The organism is Amycolatopsis sp. NPDC054798 (genome assembly GCF_053611505.1).
On the sequence record NZ_JBSHAM010000129.1, the window covers coordinates 1 to 18,357 of the forward strand.

12 protein-coding genes are annotated in these 18,357 nt (G+C 69.4%); 9 read left to right on the top strand and 3 right to left on the bottom strand.

Features of this window, described 5'->3' with window-relative positions; all coding sequences use genetic code 11:
* Positions 1–98: 98 nt before the first annotated feature.
* On the bottom strand, positions 99–3,812 hold the full coding sequence (locus ACWGIC_RS40825) for a multifunctional oxoglutarate decarboxylase/oxoglutarate dehydrogenase thiamine pyrophosphate-binding subunit/dihydrolipoyllysine-residue succinyltransferase subunit (protein WP_452081313.1): 3,714 nt from the start codon (positions 3,810–3,812) through the stop codon (positions 99–101).
* 251 nt (positions 3,813–4,063) lie between these two features.
* The gene (locus ACWGIC_RS40830) at positions 4,064–5,563 is read right to left on the bottom strand and encodes an FAD-dependent monooxygenase (protein WP_452081314.1); all 1,500 of its coding nucleotides are present in this window, start codon (positions 5,561–5,563) and stop codon (positions 4,064–4,066) included.
* A 268-nt stretch (positions 5,564–5,831) separates the two neighbouring features.
* Between ACWGIC_RS40830 and ACWGIC_RS40835 the strand changes: the two genes are divergently transcribed.
* The 8 genes from ACWGIC_RS40835 to ACWGIC_RS40870 all read left to right on the top strand — a co-directional run bounded on the left by ACWGIC_RS40835 (position 5,832) and on the right by ACWGIC_RS40870 (position 16,130).
* Positions 5,832–6,854 (top strand): methyltransferase, encoded by a 1,023-nt coding sequence (locus tag ACWGIC_RS40835; RefSeq protein WP_452081315.1) that lies wholly within the window; start codon positions 5,832–5,834, stop codon positions 6,852–6,854.
* The gene (locus ACWGIC_RS40840) at positions 6,851–8,407 is read left to right on the top strand and encodes an FAD-dependent oxidoreductase (RefSeq protein ID WP_452081316.1); all 1,557 of its coding nucleotides are present in this window, start codon (positions 6,851–6,853) and stop codon (positions 8,405–8,407) included. Before ACWGIC_RS40835 ends, ACWGIC_RS40840 begins: the two co-directional genes overlap by 4 nt.
* 47 nt (positions 8,408–8,454) lie before the next feature.
* Positions 8,455–9,306, top strand: coding sequence for an SDR family NAD(P)-dependent oxidoreductase (locus tag ACWGIC_RS40845; protein WP_452081317.1), 852 nt, complete (start codon positions 8,455–8,457; stop codon positions 9,304–9,306).
* Between the two features lie 123 nt (positions 9,307–9,429).
* Positions 9,430–11,529 carry a BTAD domain-containing putative transcriptional regulator gene (locus tag ACWGIC_RS40850; RefSeq protein WP_452081318.1) on the top strand — a complete coding sequence of 700 codons (2,100 nt, stop codon included), beginning with the start codon at positions 9,430–9,432 and terminating at the stop codon, positions 11,527–11,529.
* A gap of 222 nt (positions 11,530–11,751) precedes the next feature.
* Entirely contained in the window at positions 11,752–13,005 is a 1,254-nt protein-coding gene (locus ACWGIC_RS40855; protein WP_452081324.1) for a beta-ketoacyl-[acyl-carrier-protein] synthase family protein, read from the top strand.
* Positions 13,002–14,207: a ketosynthase chain-length factor gene (locus ACWGIC_RS40860; RefSeq protein ID WP_452081319.1), complete on the top strand. Its 1,206-nt coding sequence runs from the start codon at positions 13,002–13,004 to the stop codon at positions 14,205–14,207. The genes ACWGIC_RS40855 and ACWGIC_RS40860 overlap by 4 nt, the downstream gene beginning before the upstream one ends.
* 100 nt (positions 14,208–14,307) lie before the next feature.
* Positions 14,308–14,565 (top strand): acyl carrier protein, encoded by a 258-nt coding sequence (locus tag ACWGIC_RS40865; RefSeq protein ID WP_452081320.1) that lies wholly within the window; start codon positions 14,308–14,310, stop codon positions 14,563–14,565.
* A gap of 35 nt (positions 14,566–14,600) precedes the next feature.
* On the top strand, positions 14,601–16,130 hold the full coding sequence (locus ACWGIC_RS40870) for an MFS transporter (protein WP_452081321.1): 1,530 nt from the start codon (positions 14,601–14,603) through the stop codon (positions 16,128–16,130).
* A gap of 22 nt (positions 16,131–16,152) precedes the next feature.
* Here ACWGIC_RS40870 and ACWGIC_RS40875 read toward each other — a convergent pair whose 3' ends face one another.
* The gene (locus ACWGIC_RS40875; RefSeq protein WP_452081322.1) at positions 16,153–17,175 is read right to left on the bottom strand and encodes a methyltransferase; all 1,023 of its coding nucleotides are present in this window, start codon (positions 17,173–17,175) and stop codon (positions 16,153–16,155) included.
* Between the two features lie 167 nt (positions 17,176–17,342).
* Between ACWGIC_RS40875 and ACWGIC_RS40880 the strand changes: the two genes are divergently transcribed.
* On the top strand, positions 17,343–18,101 hold the full coding sequence (locus ACWGIC_RS40880) for an SDR family NAD(P)-dependent oxidoreductase (RefSeq protein WP_452081323.1): 759 nt from the start codon (positions 17,343–17,345) through the stop codon (positions 18,099–18,101).
* Positions 18,102–18,357: the final 256 nt, after the last annotated feature.

Consider the following 18,357-nt stretch of genomic DNA (forward strand, 5'->3'; position numbering starts at 1 on the left):
GGCGATCACGGTTAGAACCGGGATCGCCACTCACGACCCCCGAACGCCAAAGGCCGCCGCGGGAACGGATCCCGCGGCGGCCTTCAGCTAACCGAGACTCAGTCGAACGCCTTGGCGATCAGCGCCTTCTGCTCGACGTCGTGCACCTTGGACGAACCGGCCGACGGGGCGGCCATCGGACGCCGCGCCACCACGTCGAGCCCGGTGAAGAACTCCGGGAACTTCCGCGGCAGGTTGAGGCCGAAGAACGGCCACGCGCCCTGGTTTTCCGGCTCCTCCTGGACCCAGGCGATCTGCTGGGCGTTCGAGTAGCGCTCCACCGCGGCCAGCAGCTTCTTCTTCGGCAGCGGGTAGTACTGCTCGATCCGCACGATCGCGACGTCGTCCGCACCGCGCTTCTCGCGCTCGGCCACCAGCTCCCAGTAGAGCTTGCCCGAGGTGAGCAGCACCTTGCGGATCTTCGCCGGGTCCTGCGTGGCGTCGTCGATCACCGACATGAACCGGCTCTGGCCGGTGAAGTCCTCGACCGACGAGGTCGCCGCCTTGTTCCGCAGCATCGACTTCGGTGTGAAGACGATCAGCGGACGCTGGATGCCGTCGAGGGCGTGGCGGCGCAGCAGGTGGAAGTAGTTCGCCGGGGTGGAGGGCACCGCGACGGTCATCGACGCTTCCGCGCACAGCGACAGGAACCGCTCGATCCGGCCGGACGTGTGGTCCGGGCCCTGGCCCTCGTGGCCGTGCGGCAGCAGCAGCACGACGTCCGAGCGCTGGCCCCACTTGGCCTCGCCGGAGGAGATGTACTCGTCGATCACGGTCTGCGCGCCGTTGACGAAGTCGCCGAACTGCGCTTCCCACATCACCAGCGCGTCCGAGTTCGCCACCGAGTAGCCGTACTCGAAACCGACGGCCGCGTACTCCGACAGCGCCGAGTCGTAGATCATCACGCGGCCCTGGCCGTCGGCCAGGTGCTGCAGCGGCGAGTACTCCTGGCCGTTCTTGCGGTCGATGAACACCGAGTGCCGCTGGGTGAAGGTGCCGCGCCGGGAGTCCTGGCCGGACAGCCGCACGAGACGGCCTTCCAGTGCCAGCGACCCGAACGCGAGCAGTTCGCCGAACGCCCAGTCGACGCCGCCCTCGCGGGACATCTTGTGGCGGCGCTCCATGACCGGCTTGACCCGCGGGTGCGGGGTGAAGCCCTCGGGCAGGTCGACGAACGCGTCGCCGATCTTCTCGACGACCTCGCGCGACACGGCGGTGGTGACCTTCGCCGGGATCTGCTGCTCGCCCTCGACCGACGGGCTCGCCTTCGCCGGGTGCTTCTCCAGTTCGCGCACCTCGTTGAAGACGTGCTCGAGCTGGCTGGAGAAGTCGCGCAGCGCGGCCTCGGCCTCTTCGACGGAGATGTCGCCCCGGCCGATCAGCGATTCGGTGTAGATCTTCCGGACCGAACGCTTCGTGTCGATGATGTCGTACATCGCCGGCTGCGTCATCGAGGGGTCGTCGCCCTCGTTGTGGCCGCGGCGGCGGTAGCAGATCAGGTCGATCACGACGTCCTTGTGGAACGCCTGGCGGTAGTCGACCGCCAGCTTCGCGACCCAGTGCGCGGCCTCGGGGTCGTCGCCGTTCACGTGGAAGACCGGCGCGCCGATCATCTTCGCGACGTCGGTGGCGTACTGGCTGGAGCGCGAGTGCTCCGGCGCGGTGGTGAAGCCGACCTGGTTGTTGACGACGACGTGCACGGTGCCGCCGGTGCGGTAGCCGCGCAGCAGCGCCAGGTTCAGGGTTTCGGCGACGACGCCCTGGCCCGCGAAGGCCGCGTCGCCGTGCATCAGGACCGGCAGCACGGTGTAGCCCTCGCCGCCCTTGTCGAGGACGTCCTGCTTGGCGCGGACGATGCCCTCGAGAACCGGGTCGACGGTCTCCAGGTGCGACGGGTTGGACGCCAGCGACACCCGGGTCTCCCCGTCGCCGAACATCCGGAAGTACTTGCCCTCGGCCCCGAGGTGGTACTTCACGTCGCCGGAGCCGTGCGCCTGGCCCGGGTCGAGGTTGCCCTCGAACTCCTGGAAGATCTGGCTGATCGGCTTGCCGACGATGTTCGCCAGCACGTTCAGGCGGCCGCGGTGCGGCATGCCGATGACGACCTCGTCCAGTTCGGCCTCGGCGGCCTTGTCGAGCACCGTGTCCAGCAGCGGGACCAGAGTCTCGCCGCCTTCCAGCGAGAACCGCCGCTGGCCGACGTACTTGGTCTGCAGGAAGGTCTCGAACGCCTCGGCGGCGTTGAGCTTCGACAGGATGTACTTCTGCACGGACGGTTCCGGCTTGCTGTGCCGGACCTCGACGCGCTCCTGGATCCAGCGCCGCTCCTCGGGGTCGAGGATGTGCGTGTACTCCACGCCGACCGTGCGGCAGTAGGAGTCGCGCAGCACGCCGAGGATGTCGCGCAGCTTCATCCGCTCGCGGCTGGAGAAGTCGCCGACGGCGAACTCGCGGTCGAGGTCCCACAGGGTGAGGCCGTGGCTGAGCACGTCGAGGTCGCGGTGGCTGCGCTGGCGGTAGTTCAGCGGGTCGGTGTCGGCCATCAGGTGGCCGCGCATCCGGAACGCCTCGATCAGCTCCATGACGCGCGCGGTCTTGTCGACCGGGCCGTCCGGGATGTCGGCGACCCAGCGGATCGGCTCGTACGGCAGCCGCAGGCTGGTGAAGACGTCGTCGTAGAAGCCGTCCTCGCCGAGCAGCAGCTCGTGGATCCGCTTGAGGAACTCGCCGGACTCCGCGCCCTGGATGATGCGGTGGTCGTAGGTCGAGGTCAGCGTCATGATCTTGCTGACGGCGAGGTCGACCAGGGTCTTCTCGCTGGTGCCCTCGAACGACGCCGGGTACTGCATCGCGCCGACGCCGATGATCGCGCCCTGGCCCGCCTGCAGCCGCGGCACCGAGTGGTTCGTGCCGATGCCGCCCGGGTTGGTCAGCGAGATGGTGGTGCCCGCGAAGTCGTCCGCGGTGAGCTTGTTCGTGCGGGCCTTCTTGACGATCTCCTCGTAGGCCTGCCAGAACTGCATGAAGGTCATGTTCTCGGTGGCCTTGATGGAGGCCACGACGAGAGTGCGGGAGTTGTCCTTGCCCTTCATGTCGATGGCAAGCCCGAAGTTCACGTGCTCCGGCGTGACCGCGAACGGTTTCCCGTCGATCAGCTGGTAGTGCCGGTTCATGTTCGGGAAGTCCTTCAGCGCCCGCACCATGGCGTAGCCGATGAGGTGCGTGAAGGAGATCTTGCCGCCGCGGGTGCGCTTGAGGTGGTTGTTGATGACGATGCGGTTGTCCGCCATCAGCTTCGCCGGGACCGCGCGCACGCTGGTCGCGGTCGGCACGGAAAGCGAGGCGTCCATGTTCTTGGCGATCGCCGCCGCGGCGCCGCGCAGCTGCTTGGTCTCCGGCTCGGCGTCCTTCGCCGGGGCGGAGGCGGCGGCGGGCGCGGAAGCCGCGGGCTTGGCGGCCGGGGCGGGCTTGGCCGGAGCCTTGGCTGCCGGGGCTGCCGGGGCTGCCGGGGCCGCCGGGGCGGGAGCAGGCTTGGCGGCCGGAGCCGCCGGAGCCTTCGCGGCCGGGGCCGGCGCGGGCTTGGCGGCGGGGGCGGTCTTGGCTTCCCCGTTTCCGTCCGCCGAGGCGTTGCCGCCCGGAGTGGGCTTGTAGTCGGCGAAGAAATCGTGCCAGGCGGTGTCTACCGACTGGGGGTCCGCGAGAAACCGCTCGTACATTTCTTCGACGAGCCACTCATTGGCACCGAACTGCGATGCGGGACTGCTGCTGGCCACGGCTGGCTCTCGCCTCTATCCATTCTCGATCCGATATCACAAGCATCTGCTGACCGCCAGGCTAGTCCCCTGCCGGTGGCCCGAAACACGCCACCTGGACGCTCGTGAGACAGGTCATTGTCTGGATCGGTTGAGAGGCCCAGCCTGACAGACAGCACGGCCCACCGTACGCGTCGCAAGGGCCGTTTGCCGTCACCTGCGCCGTTTCGGAGTGATCCCGGCCACAGCCCTTGCCCGCGTCGGGGTCCCGGTCAGCTCGCCGCGGCGGGCAGCGAGCGCACCGGCGCTGGTCCGAACCACGCGCGCAGGGCCTCGCGCAGGTCGGCCGGGTCGGTGTCGGGGCTCTCGGCCAGCCAGGCGACGTGCCCGTCCGGGCGGAGCAGGAAGGCGGCGGGGACGTCGCTGGTGCACGGGGAGCCGGTGACGAGGTCGATCCGGTCGAGCCACGGCGCGGCGGTGCGGGCCACGGCGGGGCCGTCGGTGAGGTCGACCAGCACGCCGCGGCCGGAGTGCAGCAGTTTCATCGTGGTCGTGGCGGCGCCGTCCACGACGATCGACCACTCCGGCACCCGCGTCCCGGCCAGCGGGTGGTCCGAGGCGGGCTGGGTCGGGTAGCGGACGTCGAGCGCGGTGATCATCTCCGCGAGGTAGCGGTTGACCTCGTCGAACTCCATCAGCGTCCCGAACAGCTCGCGCAGCGGGCCGATCTCCGGGCGCGGGTCCATCAGCGCCAGCTGGGCCTGGGTGTTGAAGCAGACGCGCGCGCCGACCGGATGGCGTTCGTCGTGGTAGGTGTCGAGCAGCTCGTCCGGGCTGCCGTTGACGACCGCGGCGAGTTTCCAGCCGAGGTTCACCACGTCCTGGATGCCGGTGTTGAGGCCCTGTCCGCCCGCCGGGAAGTGCACGTGCGCCGCGTCGCCGGCGAGCATGACCCGGCCCTTGCGGTACTGCGCGGCCTGCCGGGTCGCGTCGCCGAAACGCGACAGCCACACCGGGTCGCGCATCGGGAGTTCCTGGTCGGTGACCCGTTTGACCGAGGCGGCGAGCTCTTCCAGCTCGACCGGGTCGTCGCGGTGCGCGGTCGGCGGGCGGAACTCGACCGACACGACGCGGTAGAGGTCGCCGCCGAGCGGGACGGTGCCGAACACGCCGCCCTTGCAGCGGGCCAGGTGCGGGCCGTCGGGCACCTGGTCGAGGTGGACGTCGGCGAGCATCGCGTCGATGTTGGAGGCGGTGCCGGGGAAATCGATGCCGGCCAGCTTGCGGACCAGGCTGCTGCCGCCGTCGCAGCCGACGAGGTAGCGGGAGCGGATCCGGTACTCGCCGTCCGGGCCGGTCACGGTCGCGACCACCGCGTCGGCTCCGTTCTCCAGTTCGGTGAGCCGGTGCCCGCGGCGGATCTCGACGTTCAGTTCCCGCGCGCGCTCTTCGAGGATCGCCTCGGTGCGCGACTGCGGGACCATCAGCGCGTAGGTGTGCCGTCCGTTGAGCTTGCTGAGGTCGAGCAGCCGCATGCCGGCGAAGTGCCCCTTCGGCCACACCGGCGCGCCTTCGCTGAAGCGCGGCAGCAGGCCGCGCTGGTCGAGCACCTCGACGGTCCGCGAGTGCAGGCCGAGGGCCCGGGACTGCCCGCTCGGCTCGGCGAGCCGCTCCAGCACCAGCACCCGGCCCGGCCGCAGCCCGAGTTCGCTCGCGAGCATCAGCCCCACCGGGCCGCCGCCCACGATCACCACGTCGTATTCGACATCCATGCCGGTGCTCCCCATGTGTCCATGCCTGTGTCAGTCCGGTCAAGCCTCCAGTACCGCGCCGGTGCGCGGCCAGACGCGCTGTGCTGGGGATTCAGCACTCGCCGAGCGGTCTTGGACGTGCTCGCGGCGGGCCTGAGGCGGGCGTCGGCGGAGGTCGAGAGCGTGTTGAGGGGCCTTCGAGACCCGGCCGGGAGCATCGCCGCGAACGAGGGTTTCCGCGGCGGTCCTGCCCGCGGACCATTGAAACGGAAGGCAGGTACGACCCGGGATGACTGCCCACACCACCGTGGACGCGCAGGCGATCGCCCGCCTCAACATGCTGTTCACCCAGTCGAAGATCCTGCACAGCGCGGTCGAGCTGGGAGTGTTCGAACTGCTGGCCGCGGGCCCGCGGACGCTCGAGGAGATCCGGCGGGAGCTCGGGCTGCACGAACGGTTCACCGGCGATTTCCTGCACGCGCTCGCCGCGCTCGGCCTTTTGGAACGCGAAGGCGAGAAGTTCAGCAACGCTCCGGCGGCCGCGGAGGTGCTGGTGCCGGGCGCTCCCGGCGGCGGCTACCTCGGCGCGCGGGTCCGCACGACCGCGCAGCGGCACTACGCGATGTGGGGCAAGTTGTCCGAGGCGTTGCGCGACGGCGAGCCCAAGGCGGACATCGGCGGGCACGGCGCGTTCGCCAAGCTGTACGAGGATCCGGTGCGCGCCAAGGCTTTCCTGGTGCACATGGACGCGAACAACGCACTGGTCGCGCCGCAGCTGGCCGAGCACGTGGACTGGTCCGAGTACAAGAGCTTCGTCGACGTCGGCGGTGCCCGGGGCAACGTCGCGGCGCAGTTGTGCCTCGCGCACCCGCATCTGCACGGCGGCGTGTTCGAGCTGCCGCCGATCGAACCGCACTTCGACGAACTGATGGCGGAGCTGGGCGTCGCGGACCGGGTCACGTTCCACGCCGGCGACTTCTTCGAGACGCCGCTGCCGGAGACCGACGTGGTCGTGTTCGGCCACGTGCTGCACGACTGGGACCCGCAGCGCCGGGTGGAACTGCTGGTGCGCGCCAAGAACGCGATTCCGAGGGGGGGCGCGGTCGTGGTGTACGACCAGATCCTCGACGCCGAGAACCCGGACCTGCGCAGCCTGATCGGCAGCATCAACGTCGGGCTGATCACCGACGGCGGTTCCGAGTACACCGTGCCGCAGCTGCGCGGGTGGCTGGACGAAGCCGGGCTGGAGTTCCGCGCCGCCACTACCCTGCCGAAAGGCAACGACACCGTCGTGGTCGCGGTGAAACCGTGAGCGAGCGGCCACAGGCGCTGGTGGTCGGAGCCGGGCCGGTCGGGCTGACCGCAGCGCACGAGCTGGCCCGGCGCGGGGTGCGGGTGCGGATCGTGGACCGGGCCGCCGGGCCAGCGGTCACGAGCCGGGCGCTGGCCACGCATCCGCGTTCGCTGGAGATCTACGACCAGATGGGCGTGCTCGACGACCTGCTGCCGCGCGGGCAGCAGGTGCGCGCGTTCACGATTCACATGCGCGGCAAGCGAATGGTCGGTCTCCGGGCGGACTACTCGCGGCTGCCGACGCGGCTGCCGTTCACGTTGATGGTCGACCAGGTCATCACCGAGGAGGTGCTGCGGACGGCGCTGGCCAAACAGGGCGTCGAGGTCGAATGGGGCGTCGGGCTGGCCGACTTCGCCGACACCGGGGACGGCGTCCAGGTCCGGCTCGAACGCGACGGAGAGGTCGAGGAGACCTCGGCGGACTGGCTGGTCGGCTGCGACGGCGGGCACAGCGCGGTGCGCAAGAAACTGGGACTGAAGCTCGAAGGCGACTCGTCGGAGACCTGGCTGATCGCCGACGCGCAGGCGGACACCGCGTTGCCGCGCGACAGCATCCATCTGATCCGGACTCCGGGCGGTTCGGTGATGATGGTGCCGTTCCCGGACGAGGGAAAGTGGCGGCTGCTCGACACTCGAGACGTCGCCTACTCCGGGTCCGGCGACGACGCGTTGGTAGCGCGCCGGTTCTCGGAGAAGGTGTCCGCCGCGACCGGGGTGCCGACCGTGGTGTCTCCGCCGACGTGGGTTTCGGTGTTCTCCATCCAGCAGCGGATGGTGCCGACGATGCGGTCCGGCCGCTGCCTGGTCGCCGGCGACGCCGCGCACGTGCACAGCCCGGCGTCCGGTCAGGGCATGAACACCGGCGTGCAGGACGCGTACAACCTCGCGTGGAAGCTGGCGATGGTCATCGACGGGCACGCCGACGAGCAGCTGCTCGACAGCTACTCGCGCGAGCGGGTGCCGGTGGGCGCGGAGCTGCTGCGCACCACGAAGAAGGCGACCTTCCTGGTGCAGCTGAAAAATCCGTACGTCGCGGCGATCCTGCCGGTGGCGTTCGGGGTGATGCGCAATGTTTCGGCGCTGCGCGGCAAGCTGGAACGCAAGATCATGGGCGGGATGTCCGCTCTGGGACTGTCCTATGGGGACGGTCCCGTCGCGGCCGGGCCTGGACCGCGGCCGGGCGAACGACTGTCGGTTGTCGCCGGTGCGGACGCGGAAACCCCGGCGTGGCAAGCATTGCTGGCGCAGTTGCGCGAACCGGGCTGGACGCTGGTGCTCGGCCCGGACGCGGAGCGGGACGGCCTGCCCTCGGTGGGCGGCTGGCTCGTGCCGCAGGTGGCGGGCCCGGCCGGTGATCTGCCGGACGGCGACGGCGCGTTGCGGCGGGCGCTCGGCCTTTCGGCGACGGGCTGGATCCTGACGCGTCCGGACGGCTACGTGGCCGACCGCGGCGACCGGATGTCCGCCGCTGCGGTGCGGGCTGTGCTGCGGCACGCGCACATTTCTGTCTAAGAGCGGGATCTGCGCGGGCCCGGGCGGCTCCGCTCGTGCGGAAGTCCGTGAGGGGAACCCTGAGGGAATCAGATTCCCTCAGGGTTCCCCTCACGGACCTTCGCGTCGCGCAACCACTACTGAGAGAACATCGAGGAGCGAAGGTGGATCTGGGGCTGACCGGCAAAGTCGTGCTGGTGACCGGCGGCAGCGGCGGGATCGGGGCCGAACTCGCGCGCACGTTCGCCGCGGAAGGGGCCAAGGTCGCGGTGACCTACCGGGCCAACCGCGAAGCGGCCGAGGAGGTCGCGCGCGAATGCGGTCCGGACCGCGGCCTCGCCGTGCACTACGACCTGGCCGATCTGGCCAGTGTGGACGCGGCGGTCGAGCAGGTGGAGCGGCACTGGGGCGCGGTGGACGTGCTGGTCGCGAATGCGATCAGCCCGGGCGCACTGCGCAAGCCGGGGAAATTGTTCGAAGAACTCCCTACGGAGGATTGCGTTTCGTTCATCAATGTGAATATCGCGCCGGTTCTGCACACCGTGGCGAAGGTGTTGCCCGGTATGCGTGCGAAGAAATGGGGACGGATCGCATTTATTTCGTCGCGCGCGGCGACGGCGGGCAAGCCGGGCCGGGAGGCATATGGTGCGGTGAAGTCCGCATTGCACGGTTTCGCCACCAGCCTCGCCTGGGACGTCGGCCGCGACGGGGTGCTGGTCAACACCATTCTTCCTGGCCTGACCGTCACTCCCCGTGTTGCGGAACAGGTTCCGCCGGAGATGCTGGAGCGCGAGCGAGCCATCACGCCCAGTGGCCGATTGAGCTGTCCGGGTGATGTCGCACAACTGGCAGTGTTCCTGTGTTCGGCTGCCAACGGCAATACGAACGGGCAGTTCGCAGAAGTATCAGGCGGACGTTAAGTTTTTCAGGCCCGGGATCAGGAAGCCGTTTCTCTGCTAGCGTCGCTGGCGTCTCACTGGGGGAAAGCGAAGCACGCGGGGCAGCTGCCTGGCGTGCTGTTTCGGCACGTATCTGGGGGTCGGATGCAGATCGCAATATTGGGACCGCTGGCCGTATGCGCGGACGGAGTGGGCAAGACGCCGTCCGCGCCCAAGCTCCGCACGGTGCTGGCCATGCTCGCGCTGAACGCCAACCGGGCAGTGCACTTCGAGCAGTTCGTCGAGGAGCTGTGGGAGAACAACCCGCCGGCGAGCGCGGCCACGACGTTGCAGACCTACGTCTATCAGCTGCGCAAATCGCTGCGGCTGGCCGGCTCGGCGGAGGCGGGCGCGACAGTGCTGCTGACCCGCCCGCACGGCTACGAACTGCAGGTGCCGCGGACGGACGTGGTCGACGCGGTGCGCTTCTCGGCGCTGCTCGACCAGGCTCGCGACCGGCACGACGCGGGCGATCTCGAAGCGTGCGCCGAACTGGCCAGGCAGGCGCTCGCACTGTGGCGCGGGGCCGCGCTTTCCGATCTTCCGCTGGGTCCGGCTCTCGCCGCGCGGGCGACCCAGCTGGAGGAGAGCCGAAAAGCGGCGCTGGACCTGCGGTTCGAGGCCGAGCTGGCGCTGGGAAGGCACCGCCGGGTGGTGGACGAACTCGCCGGGGTGGTCAAGGCGAATCCGACGCACGAGGCGTACTCGGCGAAGCTGATGGTCGCGCTCTACCGCTGCGGCCGCCGGGTCGAGGCGCTCGATGTCTACCACCGGGTGCGCAGCGATTTCATCGCGCAGCTGGGGATCGAGCCGTCGGCGACGCTGCGCTCGGTGCACCAGCAGATCCTGGTGGACGATCCCGCGCTGACCCTTCCGGCCCAGCGCGGCGGCGGCGTGAGTGGCGGTGTGAGTGAAGCCACAACTGGTCTAGACAACGGGCAAATCGTCCAGATCGGGCAAAACGAGCGTGCTGCGGAAGCAGTCGTCCGGAGTATCGACGACAACGGGACTGTGACTGAGAGCAGCGTCGTCGAAGTGGTTTCCGTCGTGCGCGCGGATGCGGAGGGTGATCTGGTCCCGCTGCGGCCCACCGCGCCGGAGGTGTTCGGGCCGAACCACCTTCCGTCCGACGTGACCGATTTCGTCGGCCGGGACGAGGAGATCCGCGAACTGGTGCGGCGGTGTTCCGCGGCGCGCACCAAACTCACCGGCGGCAGCGCCGTCGTGGAGATCACCGGCGGGCCGGGCGCGGGCAAGACCTCGCTGCTCGTGCATGTCGCGCACCGAGTCCGCGCGACGTTCCCGGACGGGCAGATTTTCGTGCCGTTGTCCCCGGTGCATCGCGGCGAGGAGACGATGGCCGACGTGCTCGCCGGCTGCCTGCGCGCGTGCGGCGTTCCGCTGTCGCCCGCGCCGTCGATGTCCGAACTGGTGAACGTCTACCGCGACTACACCGCGACCCGGCGGCTGCTGGTCGTCGTGGACGACGCCGCCCGGTCGGCCGAAGTGGATCTGTTGCGCCCCAGCGGTTCTGGCAGTCTGCTGCTGGTCGCGAGCAGGCGGCGGCTGTATCTGCGCGGCGTCGTCGCCCCGGTGCATCTGCCGCCGCTGACGGTCAACGAGTCGCTGGAGCTGCTCGGGCAGTTCATCGGGCGGCGGCGGATGCTGGAAGACCTCGACTGCGCCAGCGCGCTGGTGCGGATGTGCGGCCGGTTGCCGCTGGCGGTCGCGGCGGTCGGCGGGTATCTCGCCTACCGGCCGGCCTGGTCGCTGCGCCGGATGCACGACCGGCTGTCCCGCGATCCCGGTGCGGTGCTTCGGTTGCCGTGCGGGGAAGGCACAGTCGACGCGAGCGTCCGGGCGAGCTACCGGACGCTGTGCGGACCGGCGAAGGAAGCCTTCCGGCGGCTGGCGAGCCTCGACGAGTTCACCGTCCCGGACGCGGTCAAGATCCTTGGCAGGCCGGGAGAACTGGTTCGCGAAGTGCTCGAGGACCTCGAATCCGCCGGGCTGGCCGAGGAAATCGGCGAACGCGGCGGATCGGGACCGCACCGGTACCGCGACGCGGAGTCCAATGTAGACGTTCTGCGGCCGTCCACCTCGGACGCGGTCTATTGCGTTCCGCGGCTTCCGTCGTTCGCGGGCCGCCTGCTGGCAAGGGAAGCCGAGCCCGCGGCGCGCGAGGCCGTGGTCGCCACCGGCTGAGGACGGGCGGGGTCGAGCCGCTGTCGCTCCGGTCGAATCCGGCTGGAGCGGGTTCGACCCCGTTTCGATCCGTCTTGGACACCCCGGGCCCAGACTCGATGACAGCGACGTCGGGCGCTCGGAGCGCGAAGGGCAGGTGCAGACGGAGTGAGTACGAGTGCAGGGCACCCCGGGGCAGCGGGAGTGCCGGCGCGGCACGGCAGCGGAGGTCCGCGCCGGGCAGTGATCACCGGGATAGGTGTTGTCGCGCCGGGGAAACCCGGACGCGAACCGTTCTGGGACATGGTGTCAGGCGGGCGGACGGCCACCCGGCCGGTGTCGTTCTTCGACGCCTCCCAGTTCCGCTCGCGCATCGCGGCCGAATGCGATTTCGACCCGGCCGCGGCCGGGCTCGGCCCGCAGCAGGTGCGGCGGATGGACCGGGTCTCGCAGTTCGCGGTGGTGTGCACGCGGGAGGCGCTGGCCGACGCGGGGCTCACTCCGTCCGATGTGGACCCGTACCGGACCGGGGTGTCGATCGGCAGCGCGGTCGGGGCCACGATGAGCCTCGAACGCGAGTACGTCGTGGTGAGCGACGGCGGGAAGAAGTGGGAGGTCGACGCCGAGTACGCGGTGCCGCATCTGTTCGACCAGTTCGTGCCGAGTTCGATGGCCAAGGAAGTGGCCTGGGAAGCGGGCGCGGAAGGTTCGGTGCAGGTCATCTCGACCGGGTGCACGTCCGGATTGGACTCGGTGGGACACGCTCGGGACCTGATCGCCGAAGGCAGCGCGGACATCGTCCTCGCGGGCGGCTCGGACGCACCGATCTCGCCGATCACCGTGGCGTGCTTCGACGCGATCAAGGCGACTTCGCCGCGCAATGACGAGGCGGCGACGGCGTCACGGCCGTTCGACAACACGCGAAACGGGTTCGTGCTCGGCGAGGGCGCGGCGGTGTTCGTGGTGGAGGAGCTGGGCCGGGCGCTCGCCCGCGGGGCCCGGATCTACGGCGAGATCGCCGGTTTCGCCACGCGGTGCAACGCCTACCACATGACCGGCCTGCGTGCGGACGGCGTGGAAATGACCGAAGCGATCCGGCAGGCGATGGGCCAGGCGCGGGTGACGCCGGAGTCGATCGGCTACGTCAACGCGCACGGCTCGGGCACGAAGCAGAACGACCGGCACGAGACGCAGGCGTTCAAGAATTCGCTGGGAGAACACGCTTATCGCGTCCCGGTCAGCTCGATCAAATCGATGGTCGGGCATTCGCTGGGCGCGATCGGCTCGATCGAGATCGCCGCCAGCCTGCTCGCCATGCGCGACGGGCTGTTGCCGCCCACGGCCAACCTCACCGAACCGGACCCGGAGCTGGACTTGGACTACATTCCTTTGGTGGCAAGAGAAGCCGCGGTGGACACGGTGCTCACGGTCGGCAGCGGGTTCGGCGGTTTCCAGAGCGCCATGGTGCTCACCAGCAACGTGGGCGGTCCGGCATGAGCGCGGTGATCACCGGGCTCGGCGTGCTCGCGCCGACCGGAAGCGGGGTCAAGCAGTTCTGGGAGGCGACGCTCGAAGGGGCCTGCGGAATCGGTCCGGTGACCCGGTTCGACGCTTCGAGCTACCCGAGCACGCTCGCCGGCGAGGTCGCCGGGTTCAGCGCGAAGGGCATCCTGCCCAGCCGGTTGCTGCCGCAGACCGACCATTCCACTCGAATGTCGCTCGTGGGCGCGGAATGGGCGCTGGCCGACGCCGGGGTCGACCCGGAGGCGCACGACGGATTCGACCTCGCGGTGATCACCGCGAGTTCGGCCGGCGGTTACGAGTTCGGTCAGCGGGAACTGCAGAACATGTGGAGCAAAGGCGGCAAGTACGTCAGCGCGTACCAGTCGTTCGCGTGGTTCTACGCGGTCAACACCGGGCAGATTTCCATCCGGCACGGCATGCGCGGGCCGGGCGCGGTGGTGGTGTCCGAACAGGCCGGCGGGCTGGACGCGATCGGAAAGGCCCGGCGCGCGGTGCGTTCCGGGACCGCGGTCGCGTTGACCGGCGGCATCGACAGCGCGCTGTGCCCGTGGGGCTGGGCGGCGATGCTGACGTCCGGCCGGCTCAGCAAGAGCAGCGAACCGGCGAAGGCTTATCTGCCGTTCGATCAGTCCGCCGCCGGGTACGTGCCCGGCGAGGGCGGTGCGGTGCTCGTGCTGGAACCGGCGGAGTCGTCACGGGACCGGCAGCCGCCGTACGCCGAGATTGCCGGGTATTCGTCCACATTCGACCCGAAACCGGGCAGCGGTCGTCCGCCGGGATTGCGCCGGGCGATCGAACTCGCCCTGACGGACGCGGGCATTTCCGCCGCCGAGGTTGACGTCGTTTTTGCCGACGCGGCCGGTGATCCGGCGCTCGATCGCGAGGAAGCCGAAGCGATCTCCGCGGTGTTCGGCGAACGCGGTGTCCCGGTCACCGCGCCAAAGGCCGGCGTCGGCCGGTTGTCCGCGGGCGGTGCCGCGCTGGACGTCGCGTGCGCGGCGCTGGCGATCCGGCACGACGTGGTGCCGCCGACGCCGAACGTCTCGAATCCGCTGCCGGAGCACAAGATTGACCTGGTGACCGGGGCCGCACGGGAAACGCCGGTGCGGGCGGCGGTCGTCCTCGCCCGCGGCATCGGCGGGCACAACGCCGCGCTGGTACTGCGCGGAGTGTGAGGAACACGTTTTCAAGATCACCCGAACGGCCGAACCGCAAAGCCTTATCCAGCAAGAAGAACCCACCGAAAGCCGTTTTTGCGCGGCAGGAGGAGTAGTCATGCGCGAGCTGACCTACGAAGATCTGATGGAGATCGTCCGCCGGTGCGCCGGAGAGAGCGACGAAATGGCACAAACCACCGACGCGCGCGACATTCCGTTCGCCGAATTGGGCTATGACTCGCTCGCACTGATGGAGACCGCGAGTATGCTCCAGCGCGACTACGGAGTCGAGCTGCCCGACGAAACGGTGGTCGACATCGACACGCCGCGCGCGCTGGTCGAACTGGTGAACAGCAGGCTCGGTTCCGCGGTGTAAGGGGAATTCCGCCAAAGCCTTCCGAAGGAGGACAGGTGTCCGAGCCTGCCCTGAACCCGCGCCGCTGGGCGATCCTCGCGGTGCTGCTGACGTCCTTTTTGCTCACCGTGCTGGACGCGACGATCGTGACGGTCGCCTTCCGCGCGCTCGCCGATCCGGTCCACGGGCTCGGCGCGTCCGCGGACCAGCTGCAGTGGGTGGTCAACGGGTTCACGCTCGTCTACGCCGGTTTGCTGCTGGCGTGGGGCGTGCTGGGGGACCGGCTCGGACACCGGAAGGTGCTCCTGATCGGGCTCGTGGTGTTCGGCGTCTCCAGCGTGCTGGCGGCGTTCGCGCACTCGCCCGGCGAACTGGTGCTGTGGCGCGTCGTGATGGGCGCGGGCGGCGCGGCGATCCCGCCGACCACGCTCGCGACCATCTCGCACGTCTTCGGCGACAAGGAACGCCCGCGCGCCATCGGGTACTGGGTGTCCGCCGCCGGCATCGCGGCCGTGATCGCCCCGGTGCTCGGCGGCGTGCTCATCCAGTTCGCTTGGTGGGGCTCGATTTTCCTGGTGAACGGCCCGATCGTGCTGGCCGCGATCGTGCTGACCGTGCTGATGGTCCCGGAGTCCACCTCGACCGCGCGCAAGCTCGACGTGCCCGGCGTGGTGCTGTCGGTCGCGTGGAGCACCGCGCTGGTGTACGGCATCATCCAGGCGGGCAACCTCGCCACGGTCGCCGATCCGCGGGTGTATGTCCCGCTGGTGCTCGGTGTGGTGCTGCTGGTCGCGTTCATCCTGGTGGAACTGCGATCCTCGGCCCCCGCGCTGGATCTGCGCCTGGTGTCGGACCGGCGGGTCGCCGGTGCGACCAGTGCGGTGACGCTGGCGTTCTTCGTGAACTTCGGCGTGCCGTTCTTCCTGATCTTCTACTTGCAGAGCGTACTCGGCGTCAGCCCGCTGATGACCGGCTTGGCGATTCTTCCGCTGGCACTGGCCCTCGCGGTGTTCTCGCCGCGCTCGGCGGCGCTGTCGGCGAAGTTCGGGGCCAAGAACGTGCTCGTCGGCGGTTTGCTGCTGCTGGCCGTCGGCGTCGCGATTTTCGCGCTGCTGGACCAGAACAGCCCGCTGTGGCCGGTGTTCGTCGCCGACTTCCTGGTCGGCTTGGCGATGGCCCACGTGATGCCGCCCGCGACCACCACGATCATGTCGGCGGTGCCGCGCGAGCGCGCGGGCGTCGGGTCGGCGCTGACGAACATGGGCCGCAGCATCGGCGGCGCGATCGGCATCGCGGTGCTGGGTTCGCTGCTGACTGTCGTGTACCGCAACGGGGTCGACCCCGCGTTGTCGGTGCTGCCCGAGCAATCCCGCTTCGCGGCGGGCGACTCGATCGAAGCGACGAAGGCCGCCGCGGCGACCCTGGGCGGCAACCAGGGTGCTGACTTGTTCACCGCCGGCGCGGACGCGTTCTCGGTCGCGATGCGCACGACAGCCCTTACCGCTGCTGGTGCCGCGGTGCTGGCGGCGATCGTGGTTCTGGTAGTGGTGCCGGCCCGGGAACGGCGGACGGCTGAGGTTTCCTGACGCGTTCCCGGGCCTTCGGCCTTCAGCCTCGGCGGGTGGCGGAGATCAGCGAGAACTCCTGCGGCAGCGGAGTGATCGCGTCCAGCGCGAATCCGGCTTCCTCAAGCAGCCGGGTCACTTCCGCGCTGGAACGGATCCCGCCCCCGCCGAAGAGCACGTACATCAGGGTGTCGTGGGACAGCAGCAACGCGTTGTCCACGCCCGGCCCGGACACTCGCTCCACCAGCAACAGCCGCGCACCCGGTGCGGCCGCGGCGGCGCAGTTCGCCAGTATCCGGGCGCAATCCTCGTCCGGCCAGTTCACCAGCACCCGGGCGAGCAGGTAGACGTCGCCGCCTTCGGGAACGGACTTCAGGAAGTCCCCGGACGCCACCTCGCAGCGTTCCGCCACGCCAGCGTCCGAGATGGCCTTTTTCGCGGTCTCCGCGGACTGTTCGGCGTCGTAGACCGTTCCGCGCAACCGCGGGTGCGCCGCGAGCAGCCGGACCGCCAGCTCTCCACTGCCACCGCCGACGTCGACAAATCGCTCATGTGCGCCGAAATCGTAGGCGCTAGGGACCGCGTCGAACAACGTGGTGTTGCCCGCCATTGCGCGGTCGAACAATTTTCCGCGTTCGGGGTTTGCGGAGAGATACTCGAAGAAGCTAGACTGAAATGCGCCTTCGAAAGCATTTTGTCCGGTTCGCACCGCGGAGGCGATATCAGTCCAGGCGCGATGGAATTCGGAGCCCGCGATGAGCGTGTACGGCCGCAGCGAGTCTTCCCGGTCGCTGCGCAACAGCTCGCCAAGCTCAGTGAGCGCGAACGCGCCGTCGTCCTCCCGGAACACTCGCAGTGCGGTGAGGTACTGCAAGAATCGTTGGGTGGCAACAGGATCTGTGCCGGAATCGGCCGCCACCTGAGCGGCCGTGCGAGGCCCGTCGGCGAGCCGGTCGGGCCAGCCGAGTTCGGCGGCCAGGTGAACCGCGCGGGCTTTCCAATCGCCGATGATGAGGTTCATCAGCTCTAGCTGCGGCGTTTTCGCGCGCGCGGGATTGTCGGACATCCGTAGTGTCTCCTCAGCCGGGTTGGGTAGTTTCCCGATGCTCGCTGCCGTCGTTCAAAAGGTTCTCGAAGATCTCTGAAGTCGGTGTCGCGATAACGGTTTCAGCCGATACATTGTCGGAAACGGCCACCCGGGGAAGCCGGGGGCCCGAGACCGAGGAGTATCGGGTGGAAGATCAGGTACGCCGCGTCGCGGTGGTGACCGGGGCGGCACGCGGAATCGGCCGCGGCATCGCGGAACGGCTGGCCGCCCGAGGCGACCGGGTGGTGATCAACTACCTGACGTCGAAGGACGCCGCCGAGGAAGCAGCCGAAGCCATCACCGCGGCCGGCGGCGAAGCGATCGCAGTAGGAGCCGACGTACGCGACGCGGACGGAGCCAAGGCGCTGATCGCGGCCACCGTCGACGCTTACAGCCGGGTGGACGCGCTGGTGTGCAACGCGAATGTCGGGCTCGCGCAAGGATCCGTCGCGGAAATCCCGTGGGAAACCTTCTCGACGAAGGTGAACGACGAACTCGCGGCAGCCTTCCACCCGACCCGCGCGGTGTGGGAGCTGATGACAGACCAGGGCTACGGCCGGATCGTCTACCTGGCCGCGGAAGCGAGCAAGGGACCGGTCGGCGCGGATGTTGTCGCACACGCCGCCGCGAAGTCGGCACTGATCTCGTACGCGAAGTTCGCCGCCCGCGAAGGCGCACCGAACGGCGTAGTGGCCAACGTCGTTTCCCCCGGCCTGACCCGGACCGACGCCCTAGGCGAGGCGCCGCCGGACTGGTTCTCCGACTTCGAGAAGCGCATTCCCGCAGGCCGCGCCGCACAACCGGAAGACGTGGCAGCGCTCGTCGCCTTCTTCACCAGCCAAGAAGCAGGCTATGTCGCAGGCACCGTGGTCTCCGTCAACGGCGGCTCGGACATGACCCGCTAACTCACCCGCGGTCCGTGAGGGCCCCCTTCACGGACGCTGATTCCGTGAGGGTTCCCCTCACGACCCGCTCTGGTCCGTGAGGGCCCCCTTCACAGACGCTGATTCCCTCAGGGTTCCCCTCACGACCTTTGGCTGTCCGTGAGGGGGCCCTTCATAGCCCGCCCGCCCCGCCCGGCTTCTGTCCGAGGTGCGCCCCAATGTGGCATTGGGTGCATGCGACGCACCCAATGTGGCGTTCGGTGCGTCTGACGCACCC